Source organism: Thalassotalea castellviae, assembly GCF_031846185.1.
Classification (GTDB): Bacteria; Pseudomonadota; Gammaproteobacteria; order Enterobacterales; family Alteromonadaceae; genus Thalassotalea_H; species Thalassotalea_H castellviae.
In genome coordinates this window covers 35,206-47,845 of sequence record NZ_JAVRIF010000014.1, presented here as the reverse complement: position 1 = coordinate 47,845, position 12,640 = coordinate 35,206, and the positions used below count along the sequence as shown (strand labels likewise).

The 12,640-nt window shown below is 39.6% G+C and carries 10 protein-coding genes; 8 read left to right on the top strand and 2 right to left on the bottom strand.

Going from position 1 to position 12,640, the window contains the following annotated elements; translation table 11 throughout:
* Positions 1–28: 28 nt before the first annotated feature.
* From RM573_RS17265 to ilvA, 3 genes are all read left to right on the top strand, one after another.
* Complete coding sequence (locus RM573_RS17265) at positions 29–955, top strand: branched-chain amino acid transaminase (RefSeq protein WP_311585050.1); 927 nt, start codon at positions 29–31, stop codon at positions 953–955.
* Positions 956–1,119: 164 nt separating this feature from the next.
* On the top strand, positions 1,120–2,985 hold the full coding sequence (ilvD, locus tag RM573_RS17260) for a dihydroxy-acid dehydratase (protein WP_311585047.1): 1,866 nt from the start codon (positions 1,120–1,122) through the stop codon (positions 2,983–2,985).
* Positions 2,978–4,525, top strand: a complete 1,548-nt coding sequence (gene ilvA, locus RM573_RS17255; RefSeq protein ID WP_311585044.1) for a threonine ammonia-lyase, biosynthetic — start codon at positions 2,978–2,980, stop codon at positions 4,523–4,525. The genes ilvD and ilvA overlap by 8 nt, the downstream gene beginning before the upstream one ends.
* 22 nt (positions 4,526–4,547) lie before the next feature.
* On the opposite strand, the gene RM573_RS17250 is transcribed toward ilvA, so the two are convergent.
* Both RM573_RS17250 and rhlB read right to left on the bottom strand, forming a co-directional pair.
* On the bottom strand, positions 4,548–6,056 hold the full coding sequence (locus tag RM573_RS17250; RefSeq protein ID WP_311585041.1) for a Ppx/GppA phosphatase family protein: 1,509 nt from the start codon (positions 6,054–6,056) through the stop codon (positions 4,548–4,550).
* Between the two features lie 15 nt (positions 6,057–6,071).
* A complete protein-coding gene (gene rhlB, locus RM573_RS17245) occupies positions 6,072–7,331 on the bottom strand; it encodes an ATP-dependent RNA helicase RhlB (RefSeq protein WP_311585038.1) in 1,260 nt (419 codons plus the stop codon).
* A gap of 209 nt (positions 7,332–7,540) precedes the next feature.
* Between rhlB and trxA the strand changes: the two genes are divergently transcribed.
* From trxA to fre, 5 genes are all read left to right on the top strand, one after another.
* Positions 7,541–7,867, top strand: coding sequence for a thioredoxin TrxA (trxA, locus tag RM573_RS17240; protein ID WP_311585035.1), 327 nt, complete (start codon positions 7,541–7,543; stop codon positions 7,865–7,867).
* A 217-nt stretch (positions 7,868–8,084) separates the two neighbouring features.
* Positions 8,085–9,344, top strand: a complete 1,260-nt coding sequence (gene rho, locus RM573_RS17235; RefSeq protein ID WP_311585032.1) for a transcription termination factor Rho — start codon at positions 8,085–8,087, stop codon at positions 9,342–9,344.
* Between the two features lie 233 nt (positions 9,345–9,577).
* Complete coding sequence (locus RM573_RS17230) at positions 9,578–10,327, top strand: substrate-binding periplasmic protein (RefSeq protein ID WP_311585028.1); 750 nt, start codon at positions 9,578–9,580, stop codon at positions 10,325–10,327.
* 81 nt (positions 10,328–10,408) lie between these two features.
* Positions 10,409–11,893 (top strand): 4-hydroxy-3-polyprenylbenzoate decarboxylase, encoded by a 1,485-nt coding sequence (gene ubiD / locus RM573_RS17225; protein ID WP_311585024.1) that lies wholly within the window; start codon positions 10,409–10,411, stop codon positions 11,891–11,893.
* Between the two features lie 50 nt (positions 11,894–11,943).
* On the top strand, positions 11,944–12,639 hold the full coding sequence (fre, locus tag RM573_RS17220) for an NAD(P)H-flavin reductase (RefSeq protein WP_311585021.1): 696 nt from the start codon (positions 11,944–11,946) through the stop codon (positions 12,637–12,639).
* The last annotated feature ends 1 nt before the right edge of the window (position 12,640 follow it).

Sequence of the window (12,640 nt, the reverse complement as noted above, 5' to 3'; positions counted from 1 at the left end):
TCATAGAAATATAAATTAGGAAATTAAAATGGCAAAAGTAAATGCTGAACTCATCTGGTTTAACGGTGAACTCATGCCTTGGAAAAACGCAACAGTTCATGTAATGAGCCATGCGTTACATTACGGTTCTTCTGTATTTGAAGGGATCCGTGCATATAAAACCCATAAAGGTACTTGTATTTTTCGTCTAGAAGAACACATCAAACGTTTATTTGATTCGGCGAAAGTATATCGTATGAATATTCCTTACACGCATGAAGAAGTTGTCCAAGCGTGTAAAGATGCCGTAGCAGAAAATAATTTAGATTCTGCTTATTTAAGACCACTCGCGTTTCTTGGTGATGTGGGTATGGGGTTACGTCCACCAACAGATGCACAAGCGGATTTAATGGTTGCTGCATTTAGCTGGGAAGCTTATTTAGGCGCAGATGCGATTGAAAATGGTGTTGATGTTGGCGTTTCAAGTTGGAATCGTTTAGCACCAAACACTATGCCAACTGCAGCTAAAGCGGGTGGTAATTACTTATCTTCACAATTGATCTCTATGGAAGCAGGTCGCCACGGTTATACAGAAGGCATTGCTTTAGATATTAATAACATGGTTAGTGAAGGGGCGGGTCAAAACTTATTTTTAGTGCGAAATGGCGTTATTTACACACCATTTAGTACCGCTTCAATACTTCCAGGTTTAACACGTGACACCGTGATGCAACTTGCAAGAAACTTAGGTTATGAAGTACGTGAAGAACCCATTTCTCGTGAGTCTTTATACTTAGCGGATGAGTTTTTTATGACTGGTACCGCAACTGAAGTTGTGCCGGTTAAAACCGTTGACGGTATTGCTGTTGGTACAGGTTCTCGAGGACCAATTACTCAAGCGATTCAACAAGCATTTTTTGGTATTTTTGATGGTTCTACTGAAATTCCAGAAGGCTGGTTAGACGCTGTTAAATAACGTCAAACCATAGCGTTCACGTGTTTAGCGATATTATGCTATGCACGTGAACCGTTTAAAAAATCGAGTGAAAATTTACCGTAAAACATGAGTTTTATTTCGAAAGCAGTTTATCGCTATTTTCAAAATAAAATTTATCAACTATATCAATCGGGATACAAATCATGCCTAAATTAAGATCTGCAACTTCTACTCAAGGCCGTAATATGGCTGGTGCTCGTGCATTATGGCGCGCTACTGGGATGACGGATGGCGATTTCGGCAAACCAATTATTGCGGTTGTGAATTCATTTACTCAATTTGTTCCAGGTCATGTACATCTTAAAGATATGGGCCAGCTTGTCGCAGGCGCTATTGAAGAAGCTGGCGGCGTTGCAAAAGAATTTAATACCATAGCGGTAGACGACGGAATCGCGATGGGTCACAGCGGTATGCTTTACAGCTTACCTTCTCGTGATTTAATTGCTGATTCAGTTGAATACATGGTTAATGCTCACTGTGCTGATGCCATGGTGTGTATTTCAAACTGTGACAAAATTACTCCGGGCATGTTAATGGCGGCAATGCGTATAAACATTCCGGTTATTTTTGTTTCAGGTGGCCCGATGGAAGCAGGTAAAACTAAGCTTTCTGATCAAATTATTAAACTCGATTTAGTCGATGCGATGATCAAAGGCGCAGATCCAACAGTTACCGATGAAGATTCAGATAAAGTTGAACGATCTGCATGCCCAACTTGTGGTTCTTGTTCAGGAATGTTCACGGCAAATTCAATGAATTGTTTAGCTGAAGCGTTAGGTTTAGCCTTACCTGGTAACGGCTCTATGTTAGCGACGCATGCCGACCGTGAACAGTTATTCTTAAAAGCAGGTAAGCAAATTGTTGAATTAACCAAACGTTATTACCAAGATAACGACGAGTCAGCCTTACCTCGTAATATTGCAAGTAAAGAAGCGTTACACAATGCCATGTGCTTAGATATTGCTATGGGTGGTTCAACCAATACTATCTTACATTTATTAGCCACTGCGCAAGAAGCTGAAGTAGATTACACCATGGAAGACATGGATAAATTATCTCGCATCGTGCCACAACTGTGTAAAGTTGCGCCGTCTACGCCAAAGTATCATATGGAAGATGTGCATCGCGCTGGTGGCGTGATTGGTATTTTAGGTGAGTTGGCACGTGCTAACCTGTTAAATACTGACGTACCGAATATTTTGGGCACTTCACTTGCTGACGTTATTGCTCAATACGATATTAAAGTCACTGACGATGAAGACGTGAAAAAATTCTATCGTGCTGGTCCGGCAGGCATTCGTACAACTAAAGCCTTCAGTCAAGATTGTCGTTGGGATACCTTAGATGACGATCGTGAAAATGGTTGTATTCGCAATATTGATAATGCGTTCTCTACGGAAGGTGGCTTAGCGGTACTTTCTGGGAATATAGCGGTTGATGGTTGTGTGGTGAAAACTGCCGGAGTGAGTGATGACAACTTAACTTTCACAGGACCTGCTCATATTTTTGAAAGCCAAGATGCTGCTGTTGCCGGTATTTTAGACGGTAAAGTGGTTGCTGGTGAGGTAGTCGTAATTCGATACGAAGGTCCTAAAGGTGGGCCAGGTATGCAAGAAATGCTTTATCCCACCACTTATTTAAAATCTATGGGTTTAGGAAAAGCCTGTGCACTATTAACGGATGGACGCTTTTCTGGTGGTACTTCAGGTTTATCCATTGGTCATGTGTCTCCGGAAGCTGGCAGTGGCGGTACTATTGGTTTAGTTGAACAAGGCGATATTATTGAAATTGATATCCCTAATCGCTCCATTAAATTGGCGGTTTCTGATGAAGAGCTAGCAGCTCGTCGTGCAGCGATGAATGCCAAAGGTAAGGATGCTTGGAAGCCGGTTAACCGTGAACGTCCAATTAGTTATGCACTTAAAAACTATGCAATGTTAGCCACCAGTGCCGATAAAGGTGCGGTGCGTAATCGTGCCTTACTTGATGGTGAAGAGTCGAATGACTGAAGCTGAAAGTCAAACAATGCAAGGCGAAGGACTCGAATACCTTCGCCGTATTTTATTAGCCCCTGTCTATGATGTCGCGGTTGAAACAGATTTAACGCCTTTAACCAAATTATCTTCGCGTTTAGGGAACCAAATTTTCTTAAAAAGAGAAGACCAACAACCGGTTCATTCTTTTAAGTTACGTGGTGCCTATAATAAACTAGCGAATTTGCAAGAAGCACAATGTATTCATGGCGTGATTGCTGCGTCTGCGGGTAATCATGCACAAGGTTTAGCACTAGCTGCCCATAAGTTAGGCATTAAAGCGACCATAGTTATGCCGATTACTACGCCAGATATTAAGGTGGATAACGTTCGCCGTTTTGGCGCGGACGTTCGTTTAGTTGGTAAAAGCTTTAATGAAGCACAAGCGGCTTCAATTGAGTATGCTGAGCGTGAAAATAAAACCATTATTCATCCATTTGACGATAAGGATGTGATCGCTGGGCAAGGTACAGTTGCGAAAGAGTTGCTGCAACAACAACCGAAAACGGATGTGGTATTTGTACCTGTAGGCGGCGGCGGATTACTTGCTGGAATGGCTGTTTATCTCAAGCAATTGCAACCAAATATTAAAGTGATTGGCGTTGAAGCGGAAGATTCTGCTTGTTTACAAGCCGCAATGTTGGCAGGGCAGCCTGTCGATTTAGCGCAAGTTGGCCTATTTGCTGATGGCGTTGCAGTAAAACGCATTGGCAAACATACCTTTGAGTTAATTCAACAATATTGTGATGAAGTGATCACGGTAAATACGGATGAAATTTGTGCGTCGATAAAAGATATTTTTGAACAGACTCGTGTCATTGCCGAACCTGCAGGCGCGTTATCATTAGCGGGATTACAAAAATATTGTAAAACCAGTACCGGCGATGAATCGTTAGTGGCGATTCTATCTGGTGCTAACATGAATTTTCATACCTTACGCTATGTCTCAGAGCGTTGTGAATTAGGCGAGCAAAAAGAAGCGGTATTAGCCGTGACTATTCCTGAAGAAAAAGGCAGTTTCCGAAAATTCTGTCATGCGTTGAATGGTCGAGTGATCACTGAATTTAATTATCGCCACACAGCTCAAAATAAAGAGAATAGCGCCAATATATTTGTTGGTGTTAGAACGGGTGGCGAGCAAGAACGAGATCAGCTATTAACTTCGTTGGCTCAACAGAGCTATCAGGCGACTGATTTAACCGAAAACGAATTAGCAAAATTACATGTTAGGTATATGATCGGTGGGTTAAATCCGACCAATAGCCAAGAACGAATTTTTCGCTTTCAGTTTCCTGAATATCCAGGAGCGTTGGAGAAATTTCTAGATACGTTAGGTGAACATTGGAATATCAGTTTATTTCATTATCGAAATCATGGTGCCGCATTCGGTCAAGTGTTAGCAGGCTTTGAAGTAGAAAATGACGAACAGCTAGACTTTTTTAATCATTTAAAAGACTTGGGTTATCAATGGCAGGAAGAAACAGATAATGAAGCTTATCAAGCATTTCTGTCCTAATGAAAACAAGGCTGTTGTTGGCTTAAATATTACATTGAATATTCACACTTAGCCCTAAGGTGGCTAAGTGTTTTTCTTCCGAAACAAGTTCATCCGCAATTAAAGGGTGCTCAGCTAGCCAATCTTTTGGTAAGCATAAATTTATCGTGTTATTTACGTCCACAGATGATTGGTAATGCGGTAATACATCGTCTTTTCTTAAGCGACATAAAATAATTGATAAGCGCAATATCACCAATAAGTAGCCGGCGGTTTGATTGTCAGTGACCGATTGTTTTAATAAGCTGATATCAATATCACCTTTATAGAGTTTGACAAACGCTTTAAGCAATTGTCTATCTGCTTGATCAAAGCCGGGTAATTCAGCATTTTCAATAATATAGGCACTATGTTTTTGGTGATGTTTAAATTCTAATAATAAACCTATTTCATGTAAGTCACAGCTCGTTAGTAGTAACTCATAACTATTATCTTTATCTAACTGCCATGCAGAAGATAAGCTTTGAAAAAGAGATTTAACTTGAGCTTTGACGCGATACGCGTGTTGCTCGTCAACATGATATCTATGCATTAATGAACGTGTGGTACGTTTTCTGATACTAACTTTTTTATTACAAGGCAGCATTTCATACAGCAAACCTTCTCGTAACGCGCCACTAGAAAGCTGTAACTGTTCAATGGCAAAGCTTTCAAAAATGGCAATTAATATCGACAAACCGCTGGCAATCACCGGCGTTCTTTCACTGGTTAACCCCGCAATATTAATATGCTGGACAGATTGATTTTCAATCAGTTGCTGTTGAATTTCTTTCAGAAAGTTATAAGAAATAATGCTGGGTCTATTTTGAAACAGTAATACTTCAGCTAAGGCTTGCATGGTACCTGAACCGCCTAAAACCGATTGCCAGCCTATCGATGAATAAGGTGCTATTAATGGCGATAAGACTTCTTTCGCCGCAAGAATGGCTTGGTTAAAGTTTGCTTGCGTGAGTAAACCATCGGAAAAATATTGACGATTAAAGGTGACACATCCTATATCAAGACTACATATTTTTGTCGGTTTAAGAGCCGTACCGACAATAAGTTCGGTACTTGCGCCACCGATATCAATGACAAAACGTTTTTCTTGGCAGCAACTGGTATGTGCTACACCGAGATAAATTAATTCCGCTTCTTGTTCACCTGAAATCAACCGAACTTCTTGACCAAGTACTTTGTTAGCGCGATTGATAAACTGTTGACTATTTTGCGCGAGTCGAAGCGTGGCGGTTGCGACAATACGAACATTTTCAGTGGGGATATCTTGTAGACGTTCAGCAAAAAAACTTAAGCATTCTAAGCCGCGAGCCATCGCTTCTTCACTTAAAAGATTATCACTGTTTAGCCCTGCTGCTAAACGGACTTTTCTTTTAACCTTATCGACAACTTGCACACTATCAGCAAGTTGTCGGGTGATCATCATATGAAAGCTGTTTGAGCCTAAATCTATGATGGCATACAAAGGTGAACTGGCAGAGTTTTTGCTGATCAACACTACACCTAAATGTTATCTACGATTGCGATTGCCACCTGTTCTACCACGATTTTGACCACTATTATGTGGTTTATGGCGACGTTGGCGAGGCTTAGGTTTAGGAAAGTCAGTGATTAATGATTCATGATCATATTTACTGACCGGTAATGTATGCTCGATATAAGTTTCAATAGCAGGCAAATTAAAGACATATTCTTCACAAGCAAAACTAATTGCATGCCCGGTTGCACCTGCACGACCGGTACGACCAATACGGTGAACATAATCTTCGCAGTCATCCGGTAAATCATAATTGAAGACATGAGTGACTTGTGGGATATGCAAACCTCGAGCTGCGACGTCTGTTGCCACTAAAACATCAAGCTGTCCATTGGTAAATTGTTCTAATATTTTTAAACGACGTTTTTGGACTACATCGCCTGTTAATAGACCAACTCGGACATTATCTGCAGCTAAATGCGCATGAATATTTTCACAACTATGTTTGGTATTGGCAAAAATGATGGCTTTGTCTGGCCAGTCTTCTTCAATTAGCGTTTGTAGTAAATTCATTTTATCTTCGTTAGAAGGATAAAAAAGCTCTTCAGAAATACGTAAATTGGTTTTTTGCTCAGGCTCAACTTCAACACTAACGGGGTCGTTCATGTGTTCAAAAGCAAGCTCTTTGACCCGAAATGATAAGGTTGCAGAAAACAACATACTTAAACGGTCGGTTGCTGCTGGCATGCGATTAAACATGTAACGGATATCTTTAATAAAGCCTAAATCAAACATACGGTCAGCTTCATCTAAGACGACCACTTCAATATTACTTAAGTTATATATGCCCTGTTTCATATAATCGAGTAATCGACCACAGGTACCAATTAAAATGTCAACACCCGCTTCCAGTTCTTGACGTTGGCTGTCGTAGCCTTCACCACCATAAACAACGCCTAAGCGAAGTCCGGTACTTTTCGCCATTTCTAGCGCGTCACGATGAATTTGTATGGCAAGCTCGCGGGTAGGTGCCATTATTAACGCTCTTGGCTGTTTTTCAACTTTCGCAGGTTTTTGTAATAAGTGATGAAAGGTTGCCGCTAAAAAGGCAATGGTTTTACCTTCACCTGTTTGTGCTTGCCCGGCGATATCTTTGCCTTCAAGTAATACGGGTAAAGATTTTGCTTGTATGGTTGTGCATTGTGCAAAGCCCATGGCATTTAATCCAGCAACGACTTGAGGCGCTAAATTAAGCTCTGTGAACTTTGTATCTGATAAGTGTGTATTATTCATGGCGCTTAGCTTAACAGGTTATCTAGTTAATAAATACTGTCTCGATAATACGATGGTATAATTTTTAACAATAGCCGTTTTTAACGTGAAAAAAAACACTTAATTTGGCCATGATGGCTTATAAAATACAAGAGTATTGGTAATTCATTTTGTTGCGGGTATAATCCTGATCAGTTTGGCGATAAATGCCACCATTAACGGAGAGAAAAATGAGCGATAAAATTATTCAGTTATCAGATGACAGCTTTGAAGCTGATGTATTAACCGCATCAGGCTTAGTTTTGGTTGATTTTTGGGCTGAATGGTGTGGTCCATGTAAAATGATCGCGCCTTTACTAAATGACATTGCAGAAGAATATGCAGGTCAAGTGACTGTTGGTAAATTAAACATAGATCAAAATGATGCTACACCACCTAAATATGGTATTCGTGGTATTCCAACGCTATTATTGTTTAAAGACGGTGCGGTAGCTGATACTAAAGTGGGTGCATTATCAAAAACTCAATTAAAAGAGTTTATCGATAACAACTTATAACGATAAAAAGGCTCGTACAATGCGAGCCTTTTTGTTACCCGACTTTTGCTTAACCTTAAATATAAGCAGAGATAATTTTTGTTACTTTACCTCCTGAGAATTTAGTGCTAACTTTATACCTCAACGGAAAATAACATTTCTAAATTCAAACTCTATCCATTAACACAATGCCAAATTGGCAAAATCAAACAACGTTAAACATCTAAGAACCTCTAATATGAATCTTACCGAACTCAAAGAAAAATCCATCAGTGAACTTGTAAAATTAGCTGAATCAATGAAACTTGAGCATCTTGCTCGAAATCGTAAGCAAGATATAATTTTTGCTATTTTAAAAGCGCATGCTAAAAGTGGCGAAGATATCTTTGGTGGTGGTGTTCTTGAAATCCTTCAAGATGGTTTTGGCTTTTTACGATCAGCAGATTCTTCATATTTAGCCGGCCCGGATGACATTTATGTATCGCCAAGCCAAATTCGTCGTTTTAGTATGCGAACGGGTGATACGATTCATGGCAAGATTCGCCCGCCTAAAGATGGCGAACGATATTTTGCCTTACTGAAAGTTAATGAAGTTAACTTTGATAAACCTGAAAACTCTCGCAATAAAATCCTTTTCGAAAACTTAACACCAATTCATCCTGATCAACGAGTCACCATGGAACGCGGCAACGGTTCTACTGAAGATATTACGGCTCGTGTATTAGATTTAGCTTCTCCTATTGGTAAAGGTCAACGTGGTTTAATTGTTGCGCCCCCGAAAGCAGGTAAAACGCTTCTCTTACAAAATATCGCGCAAAGTATTGCTTATAACCACCCAGAATGTGAGTTAATGGTATTGCTGATTGATGAACGTCCTGAAGAAGTTACAGAGATGCAACGTTTGGTTAAAGGTGAAGTGGTTGCTTCAACTTTTGATGAACCTGCAAACCGTCACGTTCAAGTGGCTGAAATGGTAATTGAAAAAGCTAAACGTTTAGTTGAACATAAAAAAGATGTTGTTATTTTACTTGATTCAATAACACGTTTAGCGCGTGCATATAATACGGTGATCCCTTCATCGGGTAAAATATTGACGGGTGGTGTTGATGCTAATGCATTGCATCGTCCAAAACGTTTCTTTGGTGCAGCACGTAACATTGAAGAAGGTGGTAGCTTAACGATTATCGCAACTGCCTTAGTTGATACTGGCTCTAAAATGGATGAAGTGATTTACGAAGAATTTAAAGGTACCGGTAACATGGAATTACACCTTTCTCGTAAAATTGCTGAGAAACGTGTTTTCCCTGCTATTCATTTTAACCGTAGTGGCACACGTCGCGAAGAGAAATTAACGAAGCCAGATGAGCTGCAAAAAATGTGGATATTGCGTAAAATTGTCCATGAGATGGGTGAAATTGATGCCATGGAGTTTATGATTGATAAACTTGCCATGACTAAAACGAATAATGACTTCTTTGATTCGATGAAGCGTAAATAATCCGTTTTAATCCTTGTCTTTATTTTTAAAGCGTTAGTTGCAAGACTAGCGCTTTTTTATTGCTTAAGAATGTTGTCAATTTCAAAATTACCCCTATGCTTTTATTAAACGTATCTATTTCAATATAAACTTGAGGTAGATATAGTGGGCAAAATTCGTGCATTTTTCATACGACAATCGTTTGCAGATATTATAGAATGCCCCTTTTTTAACCCTAATCGGCGGTAATTTACATGATACGGAACTTTCTAAGTGGTATTTTCCTGTTTCTCGTTCAATTAACAGCTGGTTTTTCATACGCCCAAGAACCACTTTCGCAGGCAACTGAGCACCCTGAAGTACAATTAAGAGTTGTAACAGAAGATTCTTTTCCTATTCAGTATCTTGAAAATGGCAAAGTGCTTGGTCCTTCTACTGAATTAGTTAAATCAGTGCTTGATGAAGCGGAAATTCCGTATTCTATTGAAGTGCTGCCATGGGCGAGAGCCTATAATGTTGCCTTAACTCAACCAAATACCTTGATATATTCATTAGCCCGAACGCCCCAGCGAGAAGAGTCGTTTCAATGGATCGGTAGTGTATTACGTTTAAATTACTATTTGGTAGGTATGGAGTCTTTGCAGTTAACGTCACCGGTAACTTTAGCGTCACTAAAGAAGTATAAAATTGGTGTTATACGCGGCAGCGCGACTGAGCAGTACTTAATCTCGCAAGGATTTAACAATTTATATTTAGTCAGTAAGCCATCACAAAGTATTAATATGTTGAAATTAGGGCGAATAGATCTATTCCCGTCGAATTACTCTAGTTTTCAATTGTCTTGTTTGCATTTGAAAGTAGACTGCCAAGCGATAAAACCGTTTTATCATTTAGAGCAGCTTTCAACGTCGCTATATTTTGCATTAAGTAAGCAAACTGAAAATGAAGTTGTTGATAAAATAACAAAAGCTTATCAAACAGTTATGCAGCGCTCTGCTGAGTAAGTCCCCGTAAGTTTCTTTAATAATGATGTCTTTAATGTACATATCAGTATAATAACGAAAAATTTCTCAGTAAAAACGATAATGAAATACAGTGATTTAAGAGATTTTATCGCCCAACTCGAAAAATTGGGTCAGTTAAGGCGCATTACGCAGCCAATATCTACTCATTTAGTAATGACAGAGATCAGTGATCGAACCTTACGGCAAGAAGGTCCGGCATTGTTATTTGAAAACCCAGTAAATGAGCATGGCGAGCCAAGCAAAATACCAGTTTTAACGAATCTATTTGGTACGCCAGAACGAGTTGCTTTAGCTATGGGGCAAGAAGATGTAAATGCTCTACGAGATGTTGGTAAGTTGCTTGCCACGTTAAAAGAGCCTGAGCCCCCCAAAGGTTTTCGCGATGCGATGGATAAGTTGCCTTTGTATAAGCAAGTGCTAAATATGCCGGTAAAAGTCATTAAAAAGCCGCTATGCCAGCAACACGTTTTTAGCGGTGATGACGTTGATTTAACTCAGCTGCCGATTCAAAATTGTTGGCCAGGTGATGTTGCTCCTCTTATTACTTGGGGGTTAACGGTAACACGTGGTCCTCATAAAGAACGCCAAAATTTAGGTATTTATCGTCAACAATTAATTGCTAAGAATAAAATTATCATGCGTTGGTTGTCTCATCGTGGCGGTGCATTAGACTTTCAAGAGTTTAAAAAAGAAAATCCCGGTAAAAATTATCCAGTTTCTGTTGCTTTAGGTGCTGATCCTGCCACTATTTTAGGGGCGGTTACGCCAGTACCGGATACGCTTTCAGAATATGCTTTTGCAGGTTTATTGCGTGGAGCTAAAACAGAAGTCGCGAAATGTATAAGTAATGATTTAGAAGTGCCAGCTACGGCTGAAATTATTTTAGAAGGTTATATTGATCCAAATGAAATGGCACCTGAAGGTCCATACGGCGATCATACCGGTTATTATAATGAAGTTGATAATTTTCCTGTGATGACTGTAACGCATATCACCCAACGAAAAGACCCTATTTATCACAGTACTTATACCGGACGACCGCCTGATGAGCCGGCCATTTTAGGTGTTGCACTTAACGAAGTATTTGTCCCAATTTTGCAGAAACAATTTCCAGAAATTCAGGACTTTTATTTGCCACCAGAAGGCTGCTCTTATCGATTAGCGGTGGTGACTATTAAGAAACAATATGCTGGTCATGCGAAAAGAGTCATGATGGGCGTTTGGTCTTTCCTTCGTCAATTTATGTATACTAAGTTTGTTATCGTTTGTGATGACGATGTTAATGCGCGTGATTGGAAAGACGTTATCTGGGCGATGACTACTCGAATGGATCCTAGTAGAGATACTGTATTAATTGAAAATACCCCGATTGATTACTTAGATTTTGCTTCACCGGTTTCAGGACTTGGGTCAAAAATGGGGATGGATGCAACCAATAAATGGCCAGGTGAGACCACTCGAGAATGGGGCGAACCCATAGTAATGGACGAGAGCGTTAAAAGTGAAGTCGATGAACTTTGGAATGAACTCAATATTTTTGAGTAACGTAAATATTTAAATTTAACAGTGTAAAACTGTGATATATAGGTTAATAAATGAAAGAAATACAGTGTCAGGTTCAGTCAATTACGGCATTAACTGAGTATGTTTATAAAATATTATTAAAGCCCGCCGAACAAGTTGACTTTTTACCGGGACAATATTTGAATTTTGTCATGAGTGATGAAGACAAAAGACCCTTTTCCATTGCTAGTTCGCCTGGTGATGATCTGATTGAATTACAAATCGGTGCTTTTGGCGCTGATAGTTATCCAATGCAAGTAATTGAGTTTATAAAAGAAAATTCTCAAGTAACCATTGAAATACCTCTTGGAAATGCGGCATTGAAAACGGACAGTGAGCGACCTGCTTTATTGATTGCTGGTGGTACAGGCTTTTCGTATATTAAATCAATGTTTGAATATTTAGCTAAGCAAAAATCGACAAAAGAAATTCTAGTGTATTGGGGCTTACGTGATCCAAGTGCCTGCTATGAATTAGAGAAAACAGCAGCAACTATTGAGCAATTAGCTCACGGGAAGTTTAATCCGGTTGTTGAAACGCCTCATGATGATTGGCAAGGTCGAATTGGTATGGTGCATAAAGTGGTCATGAAAGATATTGATAACTTAGGTGATTATGATATTTATATTGCAGGCCGTTTCGATATGGTAGGTGCGGTTCGTGATGACTTTATTGCCCGCGGTGCAAACATCAATCATATGTATGGCGATGCTTTTGCCTATATTTAAT

Excerpts from the sequence above, each read along its gene's own strand:
- ilvD (WP_311585047.1), top strand. The coding sequence starts at position 1,120 with ATGCCTAAATTAAGATCTGCAACTTCTACTCAAGGCCGTAATATGGCT.
- ubiD (WP_311585024.1), top strand. The coding sequence starts at position 10,409 with ATGAAATACAGTGATTTAAGAGATTTTATCGCCCAACTCGAAAAATTG.
- trxA (WP_311585035.1), top strand. The coding sequence starts at position 7,541 with ATGAGCGATAAAATTATTCAGTTATCAGATGACAGCTTTGAAGCTGAT.
- rhlB (WP_311585038.1), bottom strand. The coding sequence starts at position 7,331 with ATGAATAATACACACTTATCAGATACAAAGTTCACAGAGCTTAATTTA.
- RM573_RS17230 (WP_311585028.1), top strand. The coding sequence starts at position 9,578 with ATGATACGGAACTTTCTAAGTGGTATTTTCCTGTTTCTCGTTCAATTA.
- RM573_RS17265 (WP_311585050.1), top strand. The coding sequence starts at position 29 with ATGGCAAAAGTAAATGCTGAACTCATCTGGTTTAACGGTGAACTCATG.
- fre (WP_311585021.1), top strand. The coding sequence starts at position 11,944 with ATGAAAGAAATACAGTGTCAGGTTCAGTCAATTACGGCATTAACTGAG.
- rho (WP_311585032.1), top strand. The coding sequence starts at position 8,085 with ATGAATCTTACCGAACTCAAAGAAAAATCCATCAGTGAACTTGTAAAA.
- ilvA (WP_311585044.1), top strand. The coding sequence starts at position 2,978 with ATGACTGAAGCTGAAAGTCAAACAATGCAAGGCGAAGGACTCGAATAC.